General features: G+C 58.5%; 17 protein-coding genes. 8 read left to right on the forward strand and 9 right to left on the reverse strand.

Annotated elements, in window-relative coordinates:
- The first annotated feature begins 119 nt into the window (after window positions 1-119).
- The gene (locus M0412_RS01985) at window positions 120-1,259 is read left to right on the forward strand and encodes a GGDEF domain-containing protein (protein ID WP_269702214.1); all 1,140 of its coding nucleotides are present in this window, start codon (window positions 120-122) and stop codon (window positions 1,257-1,259) included.
- Here the strand turns inward: M0412_RS01985 and M0412_RS01990 are convergent.
- The 3 genes from M0412_RS01990 to M0412_RS02000 all read right to left on the reverse strand — a co-directional run bounded on the left by M0412_RS01990 (window position 1,256) and on the right by M0412_RS02000 (window position 6,199).
- Window positions 1,256-1,444, reverse strand: a complete 189-nt coding sequence (locus M0412_RS01990) for a hypothetical protein (RefSeq protein WP_269702216.1) — start codon at window positions 1,442-1,444, stop codon at window positions 1,256-1,258. The genes M0412_RS01985 and M0412_RS01990 overlap by 4 nt on opposite strands.
- 287 nt (window positions 1,445-1,731) lie before the next feature.
- Window positions 1,732-5,220, reverse strand: coding sequence for a carbamoyl-phosphate synthase large subunit (gene carB, locus M0412_RS01995; RefSeq protein ID WP_269702218.1), 3,489 nt, complete (start codon window positions 5,218-5,220; stop codon window positions 1,732-1,734).
- A gap of 157 nt (window positions 5,221-5,377) precedes the next feature.
- Entirely contained in the window at window positions 5,378-6,199 is an 822-nt protein-coding gene (locus tag M0412_RS02000; RefSeq protein WP_269702221.1) for a LytTR family DNA-binding domain-containing protein, read from the reverse strand.
- 92 nt (window positions 6,200-6,291) lie between these two features.
- Between M0412_RS02000 and M0412_RS02005 the strand changes: the two genes are divergently transcribed.
- Together M0412_RS02005 and M0412_RS02010 are read left to right on the forward strand one after the other, a co-directional pair.
- Window positions 6,292-6,780, forward strand: a complete 489-nt coding sequence (locus M0412_RS02005) for a DUF2306 domain-containing protein (protein ID WP_269702224.1) — start codon at window positions 6,292-6,294, stop codon at window positions 6,778-6,780.
- A 98-nt stretch (window positions 6,781-6,878) separates the two neighbouring features.
- Window positions 6,879-7,787 carry a neutral zinc metallopeptidase gene (locus M0412_RS02010; protein WP_142840329.1) on the forward strand — a complete coding sequence of 303 codons (909 nt, stop codon included), beginning with the start codon at window positions 6,879-6,881 and terminating at the stop codon, window positions 7,785-7,787.
- A gap of 40 nt (window positions 7,788-7,827) precedes the next feature.
- Here M0412_RS02010 and M0412_RS02015 read toward each other — a convergent pair whose 3' ends face one another.
- Together M0412_RS02015 and M0412_RS02020 are read right to left on the reverse strand one after the other, a co-directional pair.
- On the reverse strand, window positions 7,828-8,307 hold the full coding sequence (locus M0412_RS02015; protein ID WP_142840328.1) for a DUF2938 domain-containing protein: 480 nt from the start codon (window positions 8,305-8,307) through the stop codon (window positions 7,828-7,830).
- A 289-nt stretch (window positions 8,308-8,596) separates the two neighbouring features.
- Complete coding sequence (locus tag M0412_RS02020; RefSeq protein WP_269702227.1) at window positions 8,597-10,687, reverse strand: methyl-accepting chemotaxis protein; 2,091 nt, start codon at window positions 10,685-10,687, stop codon at window positions 8,597-8,599.
- Window positions 10,688-11,016: 329 nt separating this feature from the next.
- On the opposite strand from M0412_RS02020, the gene M0412_RS02025 reads away from it, so the two are divergent.
- Complete coding sequence (locus tag M0412_RS02025; RefSeq protein WP_142840326.1) at window positions 11,017-12,414, forward strand: MATE family efflux transporter; 1,398 nt, start codon at window positions 11,017-11,019, stop codon at window positions 12,412-12,414.
- Window positions 12,415-12,538: 124 nt separating this feature from the next.
- On the opposite strand, the gene carA is transcribed toward M0412_RS02025, so the two are convergent.
- Window positions 12,539-13,744, reverse strand: coding sequence for a glutamine-hydrolyzing carbamoyl-phosphate synthase small subunit (gene carA, locus M0412_RS02030; protein ID WP_142840325.1), 1,206 nt, complete (start codon window positions 13,742-13,744; stop codon window positions 12,539-12,541).
- A 338-nt stretch (window positions 13,745-14,082) separates the two neighbouring features.
- On the opposite strand from carA, the gene M0412_RS02035 reads away from it, so the two are divergent.
- Complete coding sequence (locus tag M0412_RS02035) at window positions 14,083-14,532, forward strand: GatB/YqeY domain-containing protein (RefSeq protein WP_170979832.1); 450 nt, start codon at window positions 14,083-14,085, stop codon at window positions 14,530-14,532.
- Between the two features lie 353 nt (window positions 14,533-14,885).
- On the opposite strand, the gene M0412_RS02040 is transcribed toward M0412_RS02035, so the two are convergent.
- Together M0412_RS02040 and M0412_RS02045 are read right to left on the reverse strand one after the other, a co-directional pair.
- Window positions 14,886-15,119 (reverse strand): BrnA antitoxin family protein, encoded by a 234-nt coding sequence (locus M0412_RS02040; RefSeq protein ID WP_309546932.1) that lies wholly within the window; start codon window positions 15,117-15,119, stop codon window positions 14,886-14,888.
- Window positions 15,120-15,168: 49 nt separating this feature from the next.
- Window positions 15,169-15,474 (reverse strand): BrnT family toxin, encoded by a 306-nt coding sequence (locus tag M0412_RS02045; protein ID WP_142840323.1) that lies wholly within the window; start codon window positions 15,472-15,474, stop codon window positions 15,169-15,171.
- A gap of 174 nt (window positions 15,475-15,648) precedes the next feature.
- Between M0412_RS02045 and dnaG the strand changes: the two genes are divergently transcribed.
- From dnaG to M0412_RS02060, 3 genes are all read left to right on the forward strand, one after another.
- Window positions 15,649-17,634, forward strand: coding sequence for a DNA primase (gene dnaG / locus M0412_RS02050; RefSeq protein ID WP_283159135.1), 1,986 nt, complete (start codon window positions 15,649-15,651; stop codon window positions 17,632-17,634).
- Between the two features lie 393 nt (window positions 17,635-18,027).
- Window positions 18,028-20,082, forward strand: coding sequence for an RNA polymerase sigma factor RpoD (gene rpoD / locus M0412_RS02055; protein WP_142840321.1), 2,055 nt, complete (start codon window positions 18,028-18,030; stop codon window positions 20,080-20,082).
- Between the two features lie 257 nt (window positions 20,083-20,339).
- A complete protein-coding gene (locus M0412_RS02060; protein WP_269703278.1) occupies window positions 20,340-21,263 on the forward strand; it encodes a DUF930 domain-containing protein in 924 nt (307 codons plus the stop codon).
- A gap of 167 nt (window positions 21,264-21,430) precedes the next feature.
- On the opposite strand, the gene M0412_RS02065 is transcribed toward M0412_RS02060, so the two are convergent.
- Complete coding sequence (locus M0412_RS02065) at window positions 21,431-23,983, reverse strand: HWE histidine kinase domain-containing protein (protein ID WP_269703276.1); 2,553 nt, start codon at window positions 23,981-23,983, stop codon at window positions 21,431-21,433.
- Window positions 23,984-24,027: the final 44 nt, after the last annotated feature.

The raw sequence follows: 24,027 nt of genomic DNA on the forward strand, positions 1-24,027 counted from the left end.
ATTTTATTTTGATTTTTATGAATATAATTTACGATTTTTTGGTTCGCTATTTTTATTGAAATTTTATACTTATAGATGATAATTGAATTCGTTTTATTTATTTATTGCGTGGACATATTATGTTGGGTGAACTCGACCTCACGACAGTCATACTGATGCAAAAGTGTTCTTATATTGTAGGATTGCTGAGTTTCATCTATCTGAAGTTGTCAAATCGTGGATTGCGTGGCCCGGTTGCTCTTGCCGCGGGCTTTGCTGCCATGACAATTGGTTCCACCCTCGCGGGTTACGGCGAATGGGGGATAATGTCACCGGCTTTTTGGCAGCTCGGCAGTGTCGTTTTCGGCATTATCGGTTATGCGCTGATCTGGCTCGGTCTGAAAGTTTTGAGCGATGGACGCCCTGTGGGTCGCCGAACGGTGGTTGTCCTCTGTCTTGTCGCCCTGCTGGCGATTGTCGTCGCGCTGCAGGTGGCTGAAAACAATGCCTATCGTGCGGCTCTGTTCAATGGCTGCGCGGCTCTCGCCTATCTTGCGGGCGCGGGTGGTCTTTTCACAAGATGGCGCAAGGAGCGGCTTCTCTCCCGTCTGGCACTCGGCGCAATCACCGGGATTTCCGGTCTGATTTCGCTATCCGTGGTGAAAAGTATATTCCTCCCGGACTATGCCATCATCAATCTGGTCAATGCGTTTTTCTTCATCATCATGCTGAACTTCGCCATCGCGCTGTTCGTGATGATGCTGGTGGCCGAGCGGTCCGAACGGAAATTGCTGGTTCTCGCCAACACCGATCCGCTGACCGGCGTCAAGAACCGCCGCTTCTTTTTCCAGGCCATGCCTGCGGCTCCCGATCCCGCCGATGCGGCCATGCTGCTGGATATCGATCACTTCAAATTGATCAACGATCGTTTTGGCCATGCCGTCGGTGATAGCGTCCTTCAGGAAGTGGCGAAACGCATCGGTGGCAGCATACGCGGTGCCGATGTGCTGGCGCGTTACGGTGGTGAGGAATTCATCATCTTCCTGCCGGGTGCAGGAGGTCAGAAAGCCTCAATGATCGGCGAGCGTATTCGCAATGCGGTTGCCGTCAATGACGTCGATTGTGGTGGATTGCGCGTCGGCGTGACGATCAGCATCGGCGTCGCGACCACCGGCGAAATGCGCTGCGACCTGCAGACGCTGGCGGAAATGGCGGATCGCGCCCTCTACCGGGCCAAGAGCGAAGGGCGCAACTGCGTGCGCGAGGCGCTGGCGGCCTAGCCCTGCTGCTCGCTCAATTCATTCACCGCGGCGCGATGGTGCAGGGCTTCCTTGAGCAATATCTCGATCTGGGCGTTGATGCTGCGCAACTCACCGCTGGCCGTGTTCCTGATCACGTTCAATATTGCGGGTTCGATCCGCAGCGGAAAAGCCACCCGTTCCGGTCCCGGCGGACGTCCTGCCATTGCTTTAACCCCGCAAGGTTTCGGTGCTGATCACCGGAGTTGCGTCGACAGGCGCGGAAATGCCGGCGATTATGCGGGCAAGCGCAGGCGAAATATATCCGCCTGTGGCCGAGGTCGGCATGTCGGTCTTGGATAAGGGCATCATGAACCTCACGTCGGAATGATGCGTTTTTGATACCGGAAACGGATTGCAGGGGGATTACGCAATGCGAAACGCCGCGGATCTTGCGACCCGCGGCGTTTCGTTTTCATTCAGCACGTGACGGCGGGAATTTCCCGACAGTCGCTTACTGGAAATAGCTCTGCAGCGGCTTCACTTCCAGATTGCCGGCCTTCAGGGCCTGGATGGCAAGGGCTGCAGCTTCGGCACCGGCCATGGTCGTGTAATAGGGCACCTTCTGCATCAGTGTTGCACGGCGCAGCGACTTGCTATCGGAAATCGCCTTGTTGCTATCAGTGGTGTTGATGACGAGCTGTACCTGGCGGTTGCGGATGGCGTCTTCGATATGCGGACGGCCTTCCTGCACCTTGTTGATCTTTTCGGCGTTGATGCCCCGTTCGGCAAGGAAACGCTGAGTGCCGCCGGTGGCCACGACCTTGAAGCCGCTTTCCACCAGAATGCGGATGGCGGGGAGAACACCTTCCTTATCGTCGTCACGCACCGAAACAAAGACCGTGCCGGAGCGCGGCAGGTCAACGCCGGCGCCGAGCTGGCTCTTGGCGAAGGCGAGCGCAAAATCCGTGTCGAGGCCGATGACTTCACCCGTCGAGCGCATTTCCGGTCCGAGCAGAATGTCGACGCCGGGGAAGCGCGCGAAGGGGAAGACGGCTTCCTTGACGGCGATGTGCTTCAGGTTACGCGGATCAGGCTTTTCGCCATAGGCGGCAATCGCTGTATTGAGCTTTTCACCGGCCATGACGCGGGCGGCGATCTTGGCAATCGGCGCGCCGATGGTCTTGGCGACGAAAGGCACGGTGCGCGAGGCGCGCGGGTTGACTTCGAGAACGTAGATCGTGCCGTCCTTGATGGCGTATTGCACGTTCATCAGGCCGCCGACATTCAGCGCTTTTGCAAGAGCCGTCGTCTGGCGCTCCAGCTCGTCAAGGGTTTCCTTGCTCAGTGAACGCGACGGCAGCGAGCAGGCCGAGTCGCCCGAATGAATACCGGCTTCTTCGATATGCTCCATGATGCCTGACACGAAGACGTTTTCGCCATCGCACAGCGCATCGACGTCGACTTCGACGGCGTTGGTCAGGTAGCTGTCGAACAGCAGCGGGTTCTTGCCGAGCAGGGTGTTGATCTGGCCGGTCTTGTCGTTGGGGTAACGCTGCTTGATGTCTTCGGGTACGAGGCCCGGAACAGTATCGAGCAGGTAGGTCTGCAGCTGACCTTCCGAGTGGATGATCTGCATGGCGCGGCCACCCAGAACGTAGGACGGGCGAACGACCAGCGGGAAGCCGATTTCAGACGCGACGAGGCGGGCCTGCTCGACCGAATAGGCGATGCCGTTGTTCGGCTGGGCGAGATCGAGCTTTATCAGCAGCTTCTGGAAGCGGTCGCGATCTTCGGCAAGGTCGATCATGTCAGGCGCGGTGCCGAGGATCGGGATACCGTTCTTTTCCAGCGCTTCTGCGAGCTTCAGCGGGGTCTGGCCGCCGAACTGCACGATGACGCCAACCAGCTCGCCCTTTTCCTGTTCAGCGCGCATGATCTCGATCACGTCTTCGGCCGTCAGCGGCTCGAAATAGAGGCGGTCGGAGGTGTCGTAGTCGGTGGAAACCGTTTCCGGGTTGCAGTTGATCATGATGGCTTCGAAGCCGGCATCCTTCAGCGCGAAGGCGGCGTGGCAGCAGCAATAATCGAACTCGATGCCCTGGCCGATACGGTTCGGGCCACCGCCGAGGATGACGACCTTCTTGCGGTCGGAAACCTGCGCTTCCGAGCGGGCTGCGCCAACGAAGGGAATTTCATAGGTCGAATACATGTAAGCGGTCGGCGAAGCGAATTCGGCAGCGCAGGTGTCGATGCGCTTGAAGACCGGGCGAACATTGAGGCTGTTGCGCAGTTCGGCCACTTCTTTCGGACGCTTGGACGTCAGGCTGGCGAGGCGGGCGTCGGAGAAGCCCATGGCCTTCAGCATGCGCAGGTTTTCGGCATCCTGCGGCAGGCCATGCTCGCGGATACGGGCTTCCATGTCGACGATGGCCTTGAACTGGGCGATGAACCACGGATCGATCTTCGAGTTTTCGTGGACTTCTTCTTCGGTCATGCCCATGCGCAGCGCCTGGGCGACCATGCGCAGACGATCGGGCGTCGGCGTGCCGATGGCGGCGCGGATGGCGTTCTTGGAGCCTTCGCCTTCCTCAAAACCGGGGATTTCGATTTCATCGAGACCGGTGAGGCCGGTTTCCATGCCACGCAGCGCCTTCTGCAGCGATTCGGCGAAGGTGCGGCCAATCGCCATGACTTCGCCGACCGACTTCATGGCGGTGGTGAGGATCGGCGAGGCGCCCGGGAATTTCTCGAAGGCGAAACGCGGGATCTTGGTGACGACGTAGTCGATCGACGGTTCGAACGAAGCAGGCGTCGCGCCGCCGGTGATGTCATTTTCCAGCTCGTCCAGCGTATAGCCGATGGCTAGCTTGGCGGCGATCTTGGCAATCGGGAACCCGGTCGCCTTCGATGCGAGGGCCGACGAGCGCGACACGCGCGGGTTCATTTCGATGACGACGAGACGGCCGTCTTTCGGATTGACGGCGAACTGCACGTTCGAGCCGCCGGTTTCCACGCCGATCTCACGCAGCACCGCAATCGAGGCGTTGCGCATGATCTGGTATTCCTTGTCCGTCAGCGTCAGCGCCGGTGCGACCGTGATCGAATCACCCGTGTGGACGCCCATCGGATCGATGTTTTCGATGGAGCAGATGATGATGCAATTGTCCGCCGTGTCGCGGACGACTTCCATCTCATATTCCTTCCAGCCGAGCACCGATTCTTCGACCAGCACTTCGGTCGTCGGCGATGCATCGAGGCCGCCCGAGACAATGTCGAAGAATTCCGAGCGGTTATAGGCAATGCCGCCGCCGGTGCCGCCAAGCGTAAACGACGGGCGGATGATGGCGGGCAGGCCGACATGGTCGATGGCCTGGGCGGCAATCGCCATGGCGTGGGCCATGTAACGCTGCTTGCGATCGGTCTCGCCGAGGTTCCACTGGTTTTCGAGGTCATCCAGCGCCTTGTCGAGCTCAGGACCCGAAAGCTTGCCCTTTAGTTCGGTGCGGGCGATTTCGTGCTTCTTGCGGTCGGCATCCTTGATTTCGGTGGCGTTGGCGAGCATCGACTTCGGGGTTTCAAGGCCGATGCGGGCCATGGCTTCGCGGAAAAGGGCACGGTCTTCCGCCATGTCGATGGCTTCAGGCTTCGCGCCGATCATTTCGACATTGTAGCGGTCGAGAACGCCCATGCGCTTGAGAGAAAGCGCGGTGTTGAGCGCGGTCTGGCCGCCCATGGTCGGCAAAAGCGCGTCCGGGCGTTCCTTGGCGATGATCTTGGCGACGACCTCAGGCGTGATCGGCTCGACATAGGTAGCGTCGGCAAGGCCCGGATCGGTCATGATCGTTGCCGGGTTGGAGTTGACCAGAATGACCCGGTAACCCTCTTCCTTCAGCGCCTTACAGGCCTGTGTGCCGGAATAGTCGAATTCACATGCCTGACCGATCACAATCGGTCCTGCGCCAATGATGAGGATGGACTTGATATCTTGGCGCTTCGGCATGGCTCTCTCGTTCCGCTTTTTGGTTGCGCAAAACACCGGCCAGGGTGGAAGATCACCGGCCGGGGAGCGCAATTCAAATGTTTTCAGGCTAGAAGCGGCTTATAGGCAAATGTTTTTGAGAACGGAACCCCATAAATTCCGGAATCGACAGAAACTCTTAGCCGGCGGGGGCACGCGCGGCGAAACGGGCCTGCACCGCCGCGCTGTAAGAGCGGCTGACAGGGATTTCCGTGCCGTCTTTTGTGACGATGTGCAGACGGCCTGCCTGCCTGCGCAGCGAGACGACATCGGCATCGGCAATCCAGTGGGATCGGTGGACCTGCAAGCCCTCGCTCTGGCCTATTTCTTTCAGCGCATCGGAAAAACGCAGCAGAACGAGCTGGCGTCCGCGCGTGGTGACGATTTCAGTATAATGGTCCTGCACCGATAGCCGCAGCAATTCTCCGCGCTTTTGCGGCGGCAGCCGCTCCAGCAGCGGCGCGGTGCCTTTTACCTTGCATTTGCCGTCTTCCCCCGTGTCCGTTACGGCAACTGCCTTCGTTTCGAGGGACTGGCTGGCGGTGAGATAACTCAGCAGGCAAAAGATGGCACAAAGAGGCAGGGACGACAGGCTGCTTTGCAGAAAGGGGCCGAAACCCATTTCCGTGCCTGAAAAGACCCGGTTGGTGATGGTAAGTAAGAGCCCTATCGGCAGCGCGGCCGTCAGCGAGCCGAGCATCATGCGTGCCAGCATGTTTCTGATGCTATCCGCGAAGATGCGGTTGGCGATGATGGAAAAGGATATGGCAAATGTCCAGGCGCCGGCCTGTATGATTGTCCAGTAAAGCAGCCGGTCGGCGAAACTCATGGTTTCGCTCGTCCCGAAAGGTCCGGTCACGATAAAGATCGCCAGCACGGCGAGAAATGTCAGCCACAGCCTGCGCGACTGCAGGATGGCGTGCATTTCACGAAGCGTGGATTGCAGATATGGGTGATCCACGAAGTTTTCCTGCTGATGGCGCCAATCCGTTTTCCCTGAACGCATGTTTTGCCGAAATTGCCGGTGATTTCAACAGAGCCGAAACAGCGCCCATGTCATTCCAGCCTTTATTAGATGCACCGCTTGCCGTGCAATTCCATGTCGTCACCGTCGTGCCCGCAGCCATTCTCGGGGCCTTCATCTTCCTGCGTCCCAAGGGCACCGCCATCCACCGGCTACTTGGCAAGATCTGGGTGGTGCTGATGGTCGCGACTGCGGCTTCTACCTTCTTCATCCATGAATTGAAGGTGTTTTATGGTTTCAGCCCGATCCATCTGCTTTCCATCTTCACCATCTATGGGTGTCTGCAATCGGTTTATTTCGCCCGCCGCGGTGATATCAGACGGCATATGCGGATCATGCAGAGTGTTTATCTCGGCGGTATCGTGATTGCCGGCGGCTTCACCTTCGTTCCGGGGCGCATCATGCATGAGGTTGCGTTCGGCGACGGGAGAGCGGGTTTTGCTGCCCTTTCCGCCGGCGCATTGGTGTTCGCCATCCTATTTCTGGCGGTGTTGAAACAAAGACGTAGAGCCGTGTGAGAGGTTCCGTTTGCCGCCTCTGCTTTCTTCCGGAACAAGATGTATTATAGTGCCGTTATAAGGCAGCTTGTTGAGGCGGTATTCGCCGGGAGAAGAGCATGGAATGGAGAGGGCGTCGCCAGTCGGACAATATCGAGGACCGGCGCGGCATGTCAGCGGGATCGGGTGATCCTTTTTCCCGCGGCGGGATGCGGGTACCGATCGGACGTCGCGGCGGCGGTATCGGGATTGGCGGTCTTCTGGTCATACTTCTGATCAGCTGGGTGCTCGGCATCAACCCGCTGACGCTGCTGACCGGCGGCGATATGTCGATGGACGGCGGCGGCACGACGCAACAGCAATCCGGCACGCGCCCGCAGGGCCAGTCGTCGGATGAGACAACGGCTTTCGTACGCACCGTGCTGGCGGAGACCGAGGATACCTGGAGCGGTATCTTCCAGTCTGCCGGGGAGACCTATCAGAAACCGACGCTGGTGCTGTTCTCCGGTCAGGTGTCTTCCGCCTGCGGTAACGCCTCCGCCGCCAGCGGCCCGTTTTATTGCCCTGGCGACCGAAAGGTCTATCTCGATACCAACTTCTTCAAGGAACTGGACCAGCGTTTCGGTGCGGCCGGCGATTTCGCGCAGGCTTACGTGATTGCGCATGAAGTTGGCCATCACGTGCAGAACCTGACCGGCGTCCTGCCTGAGTTCAACCGTCGCCGCCAGTCAATGAGCCAGGTGGATGCCAACAAGATGTCGGTACGGGTGGAGCTTCAGGCGGATTGTTATGCCGGCATCTGGGGCAAGTTCACCGAGCAGAAGGGTATTCTCGAAACCGGCGATCTCGAAGAAGCACTGAACGCCGCCCACCAGATCGGCGATGACACGTTGCAGAAGCAGACCCAAGGTTATGTGGTGCCTGATAGTTTCAACCACGGCACTTCGGCGCAGCGCATGGAATGGTTCAAGCGCGGCTTCCAGAACGGCCGTGTCGAAGATTGTGATACGTTCTCGGCGAATATCTGAGACAAAGACAGGAGAGGGGGCTTTTCAGCCCCCTTTTCATTTAGCGCATCAAAAGTGCCACGGCATACATGCCCAGGGCGAAGATCGTGTGGGCCACGAGGTTGAGAATGCGGACTTTTGTCGGATTGGGCGTTTTTGATGCCGCCCAGCCGATGCCAAGACCCGGCTGCAACAGGAACCAGCCCGCACCAACCGTGACGATGCCAACGATCCATGGCTGGATGAAGGATGGGTTTGCAAACCATGCAGCCGGCACCACCAGTGCCAGAATAATGCCGTAGAGAATGCCGACGGCATAATGCGAAATCCAGCCTAGCGCCAGTTCATGCTCATAGGGTGCGGCCGTGGCGATGCTGTCGTGAAAAATCGTGCCTTTTGGCACATGCCAGAACCAGCGGCCAACCGGCGCCCAGTTCGGTGCTGACTGGCCGAAAAACCGATGCAGCACAATCGCCCATATATCCATAAACACGGTGCCGCCAATGCCCATGGCAATGCCGCGCCAAATCAGTTCCAGCATAAATCCCTCCACATATCATGATCGATCAAGCTCTAGCGGATCGGGCCGGTAGAGAGAACGGGGTATCGTTCGCGCGGCAAATAAAAATGGCTCGATCGGTCCGGCCATGAAAGAGGTTGAAACCTCTCCTCCGTCATGCCGGACTTGATCCGGCATCCAGCCACGGCGCGTCTGCGCCGTGAGGAAATGAGTCTTTCGCGATCAAGGACTTGATCGCGCTGGACCCCGGATCTAGTCCGGGGTGACGGGGTTTGTATGCTTTGCCTCCACCAACTAGCAGGCGGTTCTCCTAAGCAGCCCGCCCATATTCCGCCTGCCGCCGCGTCGCCGTGGCAAGCTGGAATTGTGCCAGCAGTTCGTTGAGCGCCGCCGCTTCCGAAGCCAGTCCGTGGCTGGCCGCCGTCTGTTCTTCGACCATGGCGGCATTCTGCTGGGTGCCCTGATCGATGGTGTTGATGGCGGTGTTGATTTCCTGAAGCCCGGTCGACTGTTCGCGTGACGACGTCACGATGGCGTCGATATGGCGGTTGATCTCCTGGACTTCGCGGACGATGGTTTCCAGCGCCTTGCCGGCATTGCCGACGAGATCGACGCCGGATTGTACCTGCGATGTGGAGGCGTTGATCAGCGTCTTGATCTCCTTGGCGGCATTGGCGGAGCGCTGGGCAAGTTCGCGCACTTCCTGGGCGACCACGGCAAAACCCTTGCCGGCTTCACCGGCGCGGGCGGCTTCCACACCGGCATTCAGGGCCAGAAGATTTGTCTGGAAGGCGATTTCATCGATCACGCCGATGATGTTGCTGATCTCCGACGATGATTTTTCGATGCCTTCCATGGCGCGAACCGCATCTTCGACGATGATGCCGGATTGTTCGGCATTGCCGCGGGCGCGATCAACCAGACGGCCGACTTCCTCGGCGCGGCGGGCGGAGTCCTTCACCGTGGTGGTGATTTCCTCGAGTGCTGCGGCGGTTTCTTCCACCGAGGCGGCCTGCTGTTCGGTGCGCCGGGCCAGATCGTCGGCGGATTGGCGAATTTCACCAGCACCGGCGTCGATTGCGCGGGCATTCTGGCCAACGGTGCTGAGCGCCACATTCAGCTTGGCGACGGAATTGTTGAAATCGTCGCGCAGGCGGTCGATGCGGGTCACGAAAGGCGTATCGATGCGGTAATTGAGATCGCCGTCCGAAAGATGCGCCAGGCCTTTGGCGAGCGAATCGACCGCGAACTGGATGTCTGCGGCATCTTTCGACGCCAGTCTCTCGCGCTCATTGCGCTCCTGTTCGGAAAGCGTGCGGTTCTCTTCGGCATCACCTTCCAGACGCAGGCGTTCCATGGCGTTCGATCTGAAAACGGCAACCGCTGCGGCCATCGAGCCGATCTGGTCGGTGCGTTCCTGGCCGGGAATGGCGACATCGAGATTGCCGGCTGCAAGGCCTTCCATGGCCGAGGTCATTTGCGTGACGGGGCGGACAATGAAACGGGAGAGCACGGTTGCAAGCAGCACGATCATGATTGCGGCGGCAAGAACCGTGGCAATGGTCGCTGCCAGCCGGAACTGGCCGATTGCGCTGTAGGCGACATCGGAATCGACGACGAAGCCGAGATACCACTCGACCGAGGGCAGGCCGGCAACCGGTATGAAACTGGTGATCTTGCCCTTGCCGTTAATTTCAGTCTGGGAAATTGCCGAGGAGATTGTCGGTGTGTTGACCTTGAAAAGATCGCTCAGCGGCTTTTCGACGAGTTTCGGATCGGGATGAATGAGGATCTTGCCATCCTTGTTGACAAGGAAGGCATAACCGTCCGTGCCGGCATCCACGGACTTGATCATCGTGACCAGCGAATCCAGCGAAAAGTCGCTTCCCGTCACGCCAGCCAACTTGCCGTCAACGGAGACGGGCATGGCGGCAGTGATGACGAGGCCGCCGGTCGAGGCGTCGGTGTAAGGTTCGGTCAGCACCGGCTTGCCGGCCTTGACCGCATCCAGATACCAGGGGCGCTTGCGCGGGTCATAACCTTCCGGCAGCGGTGTTTTCGGGAATGTCGTGAAAACGCCGGTTTCGGCATTGCCGAAGTAAGTGGACATGAATTGCGCTGTCAGCACGTCGTTCTGCAGGAACTGCAGCTTGGCATCGTCCTCCGGAAGTTTCGCAAGCGTTTTCGCCACCGTGTCGGTGAGCATGATGCGGCCGCTCAGCCAGTTGGCGATGCTCTGTGCGGCCTGCTTGCCGGACGAATCGATGTTTTCCGCCACCGCTTCCGTGGTGACCCGGTGCTGAAGGCTATCGATATAGAAAGAAAAGCCCGCAAAGGCCGCGACAACAAGTGATGACGCCGCAAACAGAATGCGCGTCATGAGGTTGGATTTTTTTGGCAAGCTACACGTCCTTGAAACCAGATATGCCCGGTCGGGTCATCTTGGAGAATGGGGGGAAAGACATGCCTCTAAGGCGGGAATATTCTGCGTCATGCAGCTTATGATTTAAAAGAACTACGCGATGTTCTAATAGGTAAAGCGAAATGGTAAAATTCGACTAAATTTGTTCAGGTTCATGCTGTTTCAGCCGGTGCCGGCAGGGTTTGGAATTCTGCGTAAATTTTGATCATCGGGCCGCAAAGGTTGCGTGCAGGAAGGGAATATTTTATTCATCACCCTGCTGCCGTTGCGCAATTCGCGGGCAATGGCCAAAATTCAGGTGAATTACAATGTCTTCGTCGGTTGTTGCAGAAACCGTTCCCTCCGGATCGGGGTCGTGGCTTTCGCATTTCAAGGCTACGCTTGCGCTTGGAATTCCGCTTATCGGTGCGCAGCTCGCCCAGCTTGGCATCCATACCACTGACATGGTCATCGTCGGGCAGCTAGGGGCTGAAAAGCTGGCGGCCATGGTGCTGGCCGGGCAGTTCTTCTTCGTCGTCTTCATTTTCGGCTCGGGATTTTCCGTGGCCGTGGTGCCAATGGTGGCGCAGGCTTACGGGCAGGGCGATGCGACGGCGGCCCGCCGCTCGCTGCGCATGGGCATGTGGGTGGCGATCGCCTACTGGATCCTCGCTTTGCCGGTCTTCTTTAATGCCGAGCGGATTCTGGTCTATCTCGGGCAGAACCCCAACGTGGCGGCGCTGACTGGCCATTATCTCGCCATCGCCAAATTCGGCCTGCTGCCGGCTTTGCTTTTCTACGTGCTGCGCGGCCTTGTAAGCGCCATCGGCCGTGCGGGCATCATTCTTTATGTCACCATCATCATGTTGGTCATGAACGGTTTGATGGCCTATGCGCTGGTGTTCGGCCATTTCGGCCTGCCGGCAATGGGCATGAATGGCGCTGCCGTCGTTGCCGTCATCGTTAATGCCTTCAGCTTCATCTTCATCGTTGTCTATGTGCAGACGCGTGAGGAGACGAAGAAATACGAGCTGTTCGTGCGTTTCTGGCGGCCGGACTGGCATGCGCTGTTCGAAGTGCTGCGCTTGGGCCTGCCGATCAGCATCACCATCCTTGCCGAAGTGACGCTGTTTGCCGCCGCATCGATCCTGATGGGGCAGATTGGTACCGTGCAGCTTGCGGCGCATGGCATTGCCCTGCAGCTTGCCTCCATCGCCTTCATGATCCCGCTCGGCCTGTCGCAGGCGGCAACCGTGCGCGTGGGCATCGCCCGCGGTCAGGGCGATTTCAAAAACCTCATTCGCGCCTCGATCATGATCTATGCCATTGCCTGCGGCATTGCCCTTTGCGGCGGCATTTTGTTTGCGGTCGTTCCGGATTTTCTGGCGAAATGGTTCCTCGATCCAAAATTGCCGGAAGCTGCGGAAGTGCTCGCTTATGCCAGCAGCCTCGTTGTCATCGCCGGCGTCTTCCAGCTGGTGGATGGCATTCAGGCCGTGACGGCAGGGCTGCTGCGCGGACTGAAGGATGCGCGCATTCCAGCGATGCTGGCGCTGATTTCCTATTGGCCGATCGGTCTGGCGCTTGCCTGGACCATGGCCTTTCCGCTCGGTTTTGGCGGGCGTGGTGTCTGGTTCGGTTTCGTGATCGGTCTTTCGACGGCGGCTGTTTTGCTCACCGTCCGCTTCGTCATTCTGGTGAAGCGCGAAATGCAAACGGCCCGCTGATAGCGGGCCGTTGTGTTCTTTCTGGAATGTAACGCTCTGTCGTCATCCTCGCCCTTGAGGCGAGGATCCATCGACGTGGTTCCTCGGGTCAGGACCGAGGATGACGTCGAACGCGAAAGGTCGATTAGCGCTCGGCGAGCGCTGCCTCACCCTGTCTTTCGCGCAGCAGATTGACGAAGCGGCGGAAGAGGTAGTGGCTGTCCTGCGGGCCGGGGGATGCTTCCGGGTGGTGCTGAACCGAGAAGACCGGCTTGCCGACGATGCGCAGGCCGCAATTGGTGCCATCGAACAGCGACGTATGGGTTTCTTCGACGCCATCAGGCAGCGATTTTGCATCAACCGCGAATCCATGGTTCATCGAGACGATTTCCACCTTGCCTGTCGTGAAGTCCTTGACCGGGTGGTTGGCGCCGTGATGGCCCTGATGCATCTTTTCAGTCTTCGCACCGACGGCGAGGCCGAGCATCTGGTGGCCGAGGCAGATGCCGAAGATCGGCAGTTCGCTCTTGATGAGGTTCTGGATAACCGGCACGGCATATTCGCCCGTCGCGGCCGGGTCTCCCGGGCCGTTGGACAGGAACACGCCATCCGGCTTCAGCGCCAGAATGTCTTCGGCCGAAGTCTGGGCCGGAACCACCGTCACCTTGCAATCAAGACCGGCGAAAAGGCGCAGAATGTTGCGCTTGACGCCGAAATCCACGCAGACGACGTGATATTTGGCATCGGCTTCACCGAGCGTGCCGTAACCCTTGTTCCAGACCCACGGCGTTTCAGCCCAGGTGGAGGACTGGCCGGAAGTCGCCTCGATGGCGAGGTCGAGGCCGACGAGGCCGCTCCAGGCCTTTGCTTCGGCCTTGAGCGCCTCGATGTCGAAGACGCCGTTCGGATCATGGGCGATGACCGCGTTCGGTGCGCCGTTTTCGCGGATCCATGCCGTCAGCGCGCGCGTATCGATGCCGCAAAGGCCGATGACGCCGCGGGCCTTCAGCCAGGCATCCAGATGCTTGACGGCGCGGAAGTTCGAAGGGTCGGTGATATCGGCCTTGAAGATGACGCCAACGGCGCCGCGGCGGGCGGCGGGGGTCAGGTCTTCGATGTCTTCCTCATTGGTGCCGACATTGCCGATATGCGGGAAAGTGAAGGTGACGATCTGGCCGAGATAGGATGGGTCGGTGAGGATTTCCTCGTAACCCGTCAGGGCCGTGTTGAAACAGACTTCGGCCTGAACCTTGCCGGTTGCGCCGATGCCTGTGCCCTCGATCACCGTGCCATCGGCAAGAACAAGCATTGCAGTCGGTTTGCGGGTAGTCCAGGGCGCTGTCTCGGTCATCTCGTTCCGTTTCTGCCGCTTCGCACCCCACCTCTTGAAAGGCAGGGGGTAAGGGGCCATTTTTGTCGCAGGCTTCGTGACATAAAGGGGCGCGCGATAAAGCTCGCGTTCCGACCCTTCGTTAAAATCTCGTGCAGGTGCCGGAAAATAACGAAAGCAGCCCAAGCGGTCAACCATGGGCCCAAGATTTACGCGGATTTAAGATGCCGTGGATTCAAGGGCTTATGCAATTGATTTGCTTGAGCGTAGTTGCTCGTTTATGTCGTTGCGAAAAATAAGGTGGAAAGTTTGCCTATCGCGAAGCTGCGGAATGGGCTTTCCCAAGGAGAAGAAAAATGATGCGCGACACGTTCGCAAATACTTTGAAAGATGCGCTGAAGGCTCGGGACGCCAGACGTACCTCGACCGTGCGTCTCATTCAGGCGGCCATCAAGGATCGCGATATCGCCAATCGCGGCGTGGGCAAGGACCCCGTCAGTGATGAGGATATCATGCAGATTCTGACCAAGATGGTAAAGCAGCGCGAAGAGTCCGCCACCATCTATGACGGTGCTGGCCGACCCGAGCTTGCCGCGCAGGAGCGCGAGGAAATCGTCATCATCAAGGAATTCATGCCGGAAGAGATTCCGGCCGAAAAGGTGCGCGAACTGTGCCAGGCCGTCATCAGCGAGACCGGTGCCTCCGGCCTGCGTGACATGGGCAAGTGCATGAACGCGCTGAAGGAGCGTTATCCCGGCCAGATCGACTTCGCCAAGGCCTCCGGCGTTGTCAAGGATCTGCTGAAGTAGGCTTCCAGCGTGTTGGAAAAAGTAAAGGCAGGGTAGCCACGGCTACCCTGCCTTTTTTCTGTCGACGAAAGCGCATTCCGGCGGATCAAAATGCGGTCCTCACAGGCTTTTTTAGGGGGACGTGCCTGTGGGCGTCGGCAGATTTATGGAAATGTTCACGCACTACCTTTGACTGTGTTTTGTTTTTACACCGCCGCGACGGGGCGCTCAAATTACAAAAACATAATTTTTGGTGATGTTGCACTGCCATAAATTTGCCGGAAGCAGGCGCAATGGGGACCTGCCGTCTCCCACTCGCTCGAAAATGATCCTCGTCTTCTGCGCCGAATCCGGGCAATCCGTCCCGAGACGTTTCAGCCCGGCCGTTTTTTCTGCTCGTGCACATAGTGGCGCAGCACCGCATTCATGCGGGTTTGATAGCCTTTGCCGGTGGATTTGAAGAAATCGACGACATCCTGGTCGAGGCGAATGGAAATCGATTGCTTGGCTGTGGGGAAAACCACTTCGGCCTTTGACCAGTCTATGTTTTCAAAGCCGGCCCAGTCCGGATCGTCGCGCATGGCGCGGTCGATATCTTCGTCGGTCATGGCATCGACTCGCACCCAGTCTGTCTCGCTCTTTTCGCCGCGAGCGCGCTTAGTGCGTATTTCTTCCAAAGTTATTCGCGTGGTAGGATTGTTGCTCATTTTTCCGTGCCGCTCGCGCCGATATGATCCGGCATGTTTCGCCCCGCATCGTATAAATGATGGTTATAAGGCGCCCCATGAACGGGCAAACCGCGCGTATGCGAACCTCTCCATTTTGGTCGGACTGTATTTCGATATGTGGCTCAAAAAGCGCCTCGACCGCATCCTCGAAATCGATACCGTGCTTTTCGATATTGATCAGCCGCTTTTTCTTATCCCAATCAAAGGATATGAAATCCCTTGTCACAATGTCCATGAGCCACCTGAAACTGATTCCAGCTTTAGGGCACTCATGCGTCGTTTCTGTATATTCTTTTGTATATACACTTATGTCAATGCCGCCTGTGAATATCGGGTATTATTTACCTACCCATTTTGTATTGCGGCCTTTATGCGCTTATATGAAAGACTGGCCTCGAACAGGTAACCCATGCGCTTTTCCAATTCTTTTCTCGATGAGATACGCGACCGCGTGAACATCTCCGATGTGATCGGTCGACGTGTGTCTTGGGACAAGAAGAAGACCAATACGCCGCGGGGCGATTATTGGGCCTGCTGCCCGTTTCACGGTGAAAAAAGCCCCAGTTTCCATTGTGAGGACCGCAAGGGGCGGTATCATTGTTTCGGTTGCGGTGTTTCCGGCGATCATTTCCGGTTCTTGACAGACCTTGAGGGCTTGAGTTTTCCCGAGGCCGTGCAGCAGATTGCCGATATGGCCGGCATTTCCATGCCGCAGCCCGATCCGCAGGCGGAAAAGCGTGAGCGTGAGCGCACCTCGCTGCAGGATGTCATGGAAATGGCGACGCTGTTCTTTCAGGATCAGTTGCAGACGGCGCTTGGCGCGCGGGCGCGGGCTTATTTGCGCGATCGCGGGTTGACCGGACGGACCATCGAGACTTTCAGGCTCGGCTTTGCGCCGGATAGCCGTAATGCTCTCAAAGAACATCTGGCCAGCAAGGGTGTGGCGCGCGAGCAGATGGAGGCCTGCGGGCTGGTGGTGCATGAGAACGTGCCGGTTTCTTACGACCGGTTCCGGGATCGCATCATGTTCCCGATCCTGTCGTCGCGGGAAAAGGTGATCGCTTTCGGCGGCCGCGCCATGGCGGCGGATGCGGTGGCGAAATATCTGAATTCCAACGAGACCGAGCTTTTTCATAAGGGCAATGTTCTTTACAATTTTGCCCGCGCCCGCCGCGCCTCGCAGGCTGCCGGCGGCACCGTTATTGCCGTTGAAGGCTATATGGATGTCATCGCGCTTTATCAGGCCGGTGTCGAAAACGCCGTCGCGCCGCTCGGCACGGCGCTGACGGAAAGCCAGCTCGATCTCCTCTGGAAAATGTCACCGCAGCCGATCCTCTGCTTTGATGGTGATGGCGCCGGCATTCGCGCCGCCAACCGTGCGGCCGATCTGGCTTTGCCGCATATCAAGCCCGACCGCTCCGTCAGCTTTGCGCTTTTGCCTGACGGAAAAGACCCGGACGATCTCGTGCGGCTGGAGGGGCGGGCGCCCTTCGACCGGGTGCTTTCTGAAGCCAAACCGCTTGCCGCGATGGTCTGGAGCCGTGAAACATCCGCCGTTACCTTTGATACGCCCGAAAAGCGGGCCCAGCTTGAAAGCCGTCTGAGACAGATCGTTTCCGTGATCGGCGACGAGACGGTGCGCCGTTTTTACCAGCAGGATATGCGCGACAGGCTGAATGGCTTCTTCCAACCGCGCTTTCAGCAGGGCGGGCAACAGGGCGGGAACTTCCGTCGCGATGGCGGGCAGGGCGCCGGGCGCGGCTTCCAGCGCAATGCGCCGGGGCGGGGCGGGGCGATGTCGGCGCCTGCCAGCAGTATTTCGGACCGGTTGGCGCAATCGGGTCTGGTGAGAGGGTATCAGACCAAACCCTCGCTCCGGGAAAGCGTTCTTGCCATCACCATCGTCAACCATCCCGAATTGCTGCTCGAGGAATATGACGAGATCGCTGCCATCGATTATGAAAACCGCGATCTGCAACGTCTGTGGTCGACAGTGCTGACCTATGCGGCGGAAAGTGCGGCGGAGATATCGCGGGCGGGGCTGATAGAGCGCCTGTCGCAGCAGGACTTCGAGGCGCTGTTGAAGACGATGGACCAGCAGGTGCGCAATGCCCGCCTGTGGACGGCGACTGAACAGGCGGCGATGGAAGATGCGCGCGAAGGTTATGTGCAGGCGCTTTCCTTGCACAAGCGAACCAAATCCCTGCTCTGGCAGAAGCGGGAGCTGGAACGGGAAATCGCCGAGGCGACGGATGACGAGCGCGGTATGCTTCTGGTGCGGGCATTGGCGGAGGTGCAGCTTGAAATCGGCCGAATGGAAAATCAGGAGGCGATCATCGATGGTTTTGGGGTCATGTCCGGCCGGGTGAAGGGGCCGGCCTTCGGCCATGGCTGAAAGGGCTGGCCAAGAATTGAAAGACGTGTGGGGTTGCCTTTTGCGGCAAGCGTCCTAAATAGGGGATAGTCTGGTGATAACCGTGAAATGCGGCCTTTTTTGAGAATTTCCGTGGCTGTCTCGCCCTCAAAGGCTTGACGGGGCGGGAAATAGCGGGAATCACCATTTCAGGAAAAGTAAGGTGGAATGAGCCTTGGCGGATAGAAATTGCATGAGCAAGCATTTCCGGGTGCACTGTCTTTGCATTCTGCCTGAGGCTGCCGTGGTTAATCGGCAATTAAAGATCACTCCGTTAGGTGTCTGACAGTGATTCGCGGCAAACCGCTGGATGCTCAAGGGGCGGACGGCGATGCGGCGGAACAGGTGTTAGCGTCAGGGAAAGCGACGAGATAGATGGCAACCAAAGTCAAAGAAAACGAAGAAGCAGAAAACGAACGCGACGGTGCGACGGACGGTCCGCTTCTCGATCTTTCGGATGACGCGGTCAAGAAAATGATCAAGGCCGCAAAGAAGCGCGGCTATGTGACGATGGACGAGCTGAATTCCGTCCTGCCGTCCGAAGAGGTGACCTCCGAGCAGATCGAGGACACGATGGCGATGCTGTCCGATATGGGCATCAACGTCATCGAGGACGAGGATGCGGAGGAAGCGTCTGGCGAGGCCGAAAGCGACGATTCGGAATCGGAAGATTCCGAAGGCGGCGAACTGGCGCCCTCCGGCGGCACAGCACTTGCGACCGCCAAGAAGAAAGAACCGACCGACCGTACCGATGACCCGGTACGCATGTATCTGCGCGAAATGGGTTCGGTCGAGCTTCTGTCGCGCGAAGGCGAAATCGCCATCGCCAAGCGCATCGAGGCCGGCCGCGAAACGATGATTTCGGGCCTGTGCGAAAGCCCGCTGACGTTCCAGGCGCTGATCATCTGGCGCGACGAACTGAACGAAGGCACGACGCTGCTGCGCGAGATCATCGATCTCGAAACCACCTATTCCGGTCCGGAAGCCAAGGCTGCGCCGCAGTTCCAGAGCCCGGAAAAGATCGAGGCGGACCGCAAGGCTGCCGAAGAGAAGGAAAAGACCCGCAAGCTGCGTGCGCCGAGCGGCGACGATGACGTGACCGATGTGGGTGGCGATGGCCTGCCGCCGGAAGAGGAAGAGGAGGACGACGACGAGTCCAATCTTTCGCTTGCCGCGATGGAAGCCGAACTGCGCCCGCAGGTCATGGAAACGCTCGACACCATCGCTGATACCTACAAGAAGCTGCGCAAGCTTCAGGACCAGCAGGTTGAGGCGCGTCTGGCCTGCACCGGCACCCTGTCCTCCGGTCAGGAGCGTCGCTACAAGGAACTGAAGGATCAGCTGATCACGGCCGTCAAGTCGCTGTCGCTGAACCAGAACCGCATCGACAGCCTCGTTGAACAACTCTACGACATTTCCAAGCGCCTGATGCAGAATGAAGGCCGCCTGCTGCGCCTTGCCGAATCCTACGGCGTCAAGCGCGACAGCTTCCTCGAGCAGTATCACGGTGCGGAACTCGATCCGAACTGGATGAAGTCGATTGCCAATCTGGCCGCGCGCGGCTGGAAGGAATTCGCGCGCGAGGAAAGCAACACGATTCGCGAAATCCGTCAGGAAATCCAGAACCTCTCCACGGAAACCGGCATTTCCATCGCCGAGTTCCGCCGCATCGTTTCGATGGTGCAGAAGGGTGAGCGCGAAGCGCGTATCGCCAAGAAGGAGATGGTCGAGGCCAACCTGCGTCTGGTGATCTCGATTGCGAAGAAATACACCAACCGCGGTCTGCAGTTCCTCGATCTCATTCAGGAAGGCAATATCGGCCTGATGAAGGCGGTCGACAAGTTCGAATACCGTCGCGGTTACAAGTTCTCGACCTATGCGACCTGGTGGATCAGGCAGGCAATCACCCGTTCGATCGCCGACCAGGCCCGCACGATCCGTATTCCGGTGCATATGATCGAAACGATCAACAAGATCGTTCGCACCTCGCGCCAGATGCTGCACGAGATCGGCCGTGAGCCGACCCCGGAAGAGCTGGCCGAGAAGCTGGCCATGCCGCTGGAAAAGGTGCGCAAGGTTCTGAAGATCGCCAAGGAGCCGATCTCGCTCGAAACCCCCGTGGGTGACGAAGAGGATTCGCATCTCGGTGACTTCATCGAAGACAAGAACGCGCTGCTGCCGATCGACGCCGCCATTCAGGCGAACCTGCGCGAGACGACGACCCGCGTTCTGGCGTCGCTGACGCCGCGTGAAGAGCGTGTTCTGCGCATGCGTTTCGGCATCGGCATGAACACCGACCATACGCTGGAAGAAGTCGGCCAGCAGTTCTCGGTCACGCGCGAACGTATTCGTCAGATCGAAGCGAAGGCGCTGCGCAAGCTGAAGCATCCGAGCCGCTCCAGAAAGCTGCGCAGCTTCCTCGACAGCTAAGCGTTCCGCTTCCTTTAAAATTGAACCCGGTCAGTCACCTCTGGCCGGGTTTTTTGTTTCCCGCACTGGCGAACTCTGCGACAAGCCTTATGTGTGAAAATAAAGCGCTCCGTTTTTCTGTGAAAAGCCAGATGCTTTATCCCTTTGTTTTTACGCATTGTCCTGATGTGACGGCGGTTCCGCTTTGACAGGCAATGCTCAGGTTCGATGAGATGGAACAGGTTTCGGCAGAAAAATGGCGGTGGAGAGGTTGGGCTGTGCCCGTCTCCGTGCTGCTGCATCTTGCCGTTGTCGCGATCTTCCTTTTCGAATTGCCGGAACGGATAGCCGAACCGCAGGAGCCGGAAAGCATCAGCGTCGATCTGGTGCCGCCGCCTGAGGAGAAGAAGGCAGAGGAAGGCAAACCGCCCGGTGCGGAAGAGGCAAAGCAGGAGGAGAAGCCGCAACCTCCGCCACCACCGCCTGCACCGCCGGCAGAGGAAGCAAAACCTTTGCCGCCCATGCCGGCAACGTTGCCCGCCATCGCCATGAGGCCGGAAGAGGCGCAGTCCGACCCTGAAGACAAGCCGGGAAAAGCTGAAGAGGCGGAAAAGACCGAGCCTTCCGAGCAACCAGAAAGCCAGCCGGAAAAAACGGCAGAGGAGAAGCCCGCGCCTGCTGCCGCCAATAGCGACCTTCAGGCTTCCGCCGATCAGGGGGAGATTGCGGTTTCGCCCGCCAAGCAAGAGGCTGAGCCGGATCAAGCACCCGTGCCGCAAGCGAAGCCCACGGAGGAAAAGCCAGCTGACGTGGCGGAAGAAAAGCCCGCAAAACTTCCTGCTGCCAAAAGTCTGCTTTCCTCGTCGCTGCTTTCTCCCGCCCAGAGACGTCAGATGTTCGGTGATCTTCCACCGCGTCGCCGTGTCGTGCAGCTTTGCAGCACGGAGGCCCTGGCCCAAATTCAGGGTGCGGGTTTTGCCGCCAGAGGCATGATACCCTTTTCAGATACCGGTGGCAGGATCTCCGGGAACTCGATCGATGCTTCGGGCGGTGCATTCAACACCGGCAATAGCTGGCACGATGTATCGTTCCAGTGCGAGGTTGATCTGGAGAATTATACCGTTACGGAATTCCGGTTTAAAATCGGCAATGCGGTAAGCCCGGATGATGCGAAAAAGCGCGGCTTCACGCGTTTCCAGTAAGGGCAGTAGATTCTGAGGTCGCCGGTGAAACTCCCAACATCTCTCTCTCATCCTCGGGCTTGTCCCGAGAATCTGCAATCGATTGATTTTGTTGATGTGCTTAAATCCCTGGGACAAGCCCAGGGATGACGTAGTGCAAGGCACTAGTGTTTCGCGAGCTAAGGACGTTATACCCTCTCCGGATCGCCCACCAGCAGCCCGATACCCGCCATGAGCGCATCCTCATCATAAGGCTTCCGGATCACCGGCACAGCCCCGAATTCATCCGGTACCATGCTGCCATCCGCATAACCGGTGGCAAAGAGGAAGGGGATGCCGCGGCGGTGGAGTTCCCGGGCGACGGGGATCGAGGTGTCGGAACCGAGATTGATGTCGAGAATGGCGACGTCAGGCACGTAGCTCTTCAGCTTTTCGATTGCCATCGCCGATGAGGTTGCTGTTTCGATCGTCTTGATGCCGTTGTCTTCCAGCATGTTTTCGACATCCATGGCAATCAGCATCTGGTCTTCGACAAGCAATATCTTCAACGGTTCCTCCCGATTGTAACGTCTGGCCTGCGGCACGATTTCTTCTTCGGTTTTTGCGGTGGAGGCCGCCATGGCCGATGAAACGTGGCGGGAGGGCAGGAGAATGTCCGCCTCCAGCCCGTCCGGCAAATATCGTATCGTGCTGCGCCCACCGAGATCGTAGGGAATGCTGCGGCTGATGAGCGCCGTGCCGAAACCGGCGCGTGACGGCGTCGGCAACTTGGTTGGCAGGGTTTCACGCCATTGGATTTCGCAATCGCCGTTCTCGTTGACGTCCCAGTTTACGTGCAACTGCCCGCCGGTCTGCGAAAGCGCACCGTATTTGGCGGCATTCGTTGCCAGTTCATGCAGAACCAGGGCCATGACGGAGAAAGCGCGCGAATCGAGCGTGACCTGCGGACCTGCAAGCTTCACCGTCGTTTCCGGCGAGCGATGCGGCGACAGTTCAGCTTCCAGCAGATCGCGCAACGCGCCGCCGCCTTCACCGCGAATGATCTGGTCATGGGCAAATGACAGCGCCTGAATGCGGCCCTTCAGCGCGCTCACATATTCCTGCAGCGTCTTGCCCTCCTGCGAGGGGTTGCCGACCAGCGATTTGATGATGGCGAGAACATTCTTGACGCGGTGATTAAGCTCCTCGTTCAGCATGCGCTGGCGCACTTCCGCGCGCTCCCTCTCGCCGGCCATCAGCTCGCTGTGATGGAAGGCGACCTCGACAAGCGCAATTCTGGCCGCTTCGGCAATTTCCCGGTCGGCTTCTGACCAGGGCTGCGCCTGCAGGCGAACGGTTTCTTTCCAGATCGCGAAACTCTTGCGGGGGGTGAGGCGGTCGCCCAACGGGCCGGTCTCATAGGATTTTTCGGGATTGCCGGCCCAGTTCAGATTTTGAACGATCTCCTTGCGGAAAAACAGCAGATAGTCGTTCTTGACCTGCGACAAGGGAATGGCAAGCATCCCGGCGGCCGTGCCGGCATAGATTTCCGCTTCCGGTATGGCGTGCGACAGCGCATGGGTGGCCCAGACCTTACTTTCGGAAGCCGAGGCGACGAAGCGCGCCAGCCTTGGAATGGCATCCTGCGGCGGCGTTGCGCCATGGCCGTGCCAGTTGTTGCCAACCCAGAGCCCGACGCCATCGCAGGGCATCAGCTCGGCAAAATCCTGGAAACTGTCGATCAGCAATTCTTCGATATTGGCGTGATGGGCGGCAAGCCGCAGGAAGCGGTCAAGTGCGGCATGGGCGTGGTTGACGGTATCGAGCCGGCGCTTCTGCTTCAGAACCTGCAAATGCATGGAGAAAAATTCTCCGAACATTTCGGCGGCGATCCGGACCGGCATCGTCAGCACGCGCGGAGAATAATGGTGACAGGCGATGAGGCCCCACAGCGCACCATCGACAATCACCGAAATCGATATGGAGGCGCCGACACCCATGTTGCGAAGATATTCGCAATGGATGGGCGAGACGCTGCGCAGATGCGCGAAGGACAGATCAAGCGGTTCGCCCGACGCATCGAGAGCGGGCAGGACGGCAACGCGCGCACCGCTGGCATCGGAAATGATGCGCAGCGTGTTCTTGAGATAGAGCGCCCGGGCTTGCTGGGGTATGTCGCTGGCCGGAAAATATTGCCCGAGAAAGCTTTCCAGTTCCGGCTGTTTTGCCTCCGACACCACCTTGCCGGCCCCGTCTTCCTCAAAACGGTAGATCATCACCCGGTCATAACCCAAAGTCGCCTTTATCAGCCGGGTCGTTCTGGAAATCAGGCTTTCGACGCTGTCGGCCTCACGGATGCGGTCCACCATCTTGCGCGCCGTGCCAAGCGGCTGCGTTTCGCCTTGCGATGGTTCGAACTCGATGATGGTGGTGGATTTGTAACGGTGCAGGGCAATATCGAAGCTGCGGCCATCGCTCATCTGCATGTTGGGCAACATGGCGGGGCGGGTGGTTCTGCCGGTTACAGTCAGCGCGTTGCGAAGATCGTGGACGAGGTCCTTACCGAGCACCTCTTCGGCAGTCCTGCCGTTCAGATCGCCCTCGATGCCCAGAATTTCGCGGCAGTTTTCCGAATGCCGCAGGACCATGCGCAGGGCATTGTCGCAGGCGATCAGACAGCCATGCGGTTGAATATAACCTGGAATGTGGATGGGTTCGCGATCGCAATTGGTCAGGTCGACTTGATAGTCAGTGGATGCCATGAAGAAGTCTTTCGCACCCTGTGCCCGGCTTGGTACTTGTCTTG

It is taken from the genome of Agrobacterium sp. O3.4, assembly GCF_041414895.1.
GTDB lineage: Bacteria > Pseudomonadota > Alphaproteobacteria > Rhizobiales > Rhizobiaceae > Agrobacterium > Agrobacterium cucumeris.

Coding starts and splice junctions, on each gene's coding strand:
- M0412_RS02045 (WP_142840323.1), bottom strand. CDS start 15,474: ATGGACATTGTGACAAGGGATTTCATATCCTTTGATTGGGATAAGAAA.
- M0412_RS02015 (WP_142840328.1), bottom strand. CDS start 8,307: ATGCTGGAACTGATTTGGCGCGGCATTGCCATGGGCATTGGCGGCACC.
- M0412_RS01985 (WP_269702214.1), top strand. CDS start 120: ATGTTGGGTGAACTCGACCTCACGACAGTCATACTGATGCAAAAGTGT.
- M0412_RS02035 (WP_170979832.1), top strand. CDS start 14,083: ATGCGCGACACGTTCGCAAATACTTTGAAAGATGCGCTGAAGGCTCGG.
- carB (WP_269702218.1), bottom strand. CDS start 5,220: ATGCCGAAGCGCCAAGATATCAAGTCCATCCTCATCATTGGCGCAGGA.
- M0412_RS02005 (WP_269702224.1), top strand. CDS start 6,292: ATGTCATTCCAGCCTTTATTAGATGCACCGCTTGCCGTGCAATTCCAT.
- carA (WP_142840325.1), bottom strand. CDS start 13,744: ATGACCGAGACAGCGCCCTGGACTACCCGCAAACCGACTGCAATGCTT.
- dnaG (WP_283159135.1), top strand. CDS start 15,649: ATGCGCTTTTCCAATTCTTTTCTCGATGAGATACGCGACCGCGTGAAC.
- rpoD (WP_142840321.1), top strand. CDS start 18,028: ATGGCAACCAAAGTCAAAGAAAACGAAGAAGCAGAAAACGAACGCGAC.
- M0412_RS02065 (WP_269703276.1), bottom strand. CDS start 23,983: ATGGCATCCACTGACTATCAAGTCGACCTGACCAATTGCGATCGCGAA.
- M0412_RS02010 (WP_142840329.1), top strand. CDS start 6,879: ATGGAATGGAGAGGGCGTCGCCAGTCGGACAATATCGAGGACCGGCGC.
- M0412_RS02025 (WP_142840326.1), top strand. CDS start 11,017: ATGTCTTCGTCGGTTGTTGCAGAAACCGTTCCCTCCGGATCGGGGTCG.
- M0412_RS01990 (WP_269702216.1), bottom strand. CDS start 1,444: ATGGCAGGACGTCCGCCGGGACCGGAACGGGTGGCTTTTCCGCTGCGG.
- M0412_RS02040 (WP_309546932.1), bottom strand. CDS start 15,119: ATGACCGACGAAGATATCGACCGCGCCATGCGCGACGATCCGGACTGG.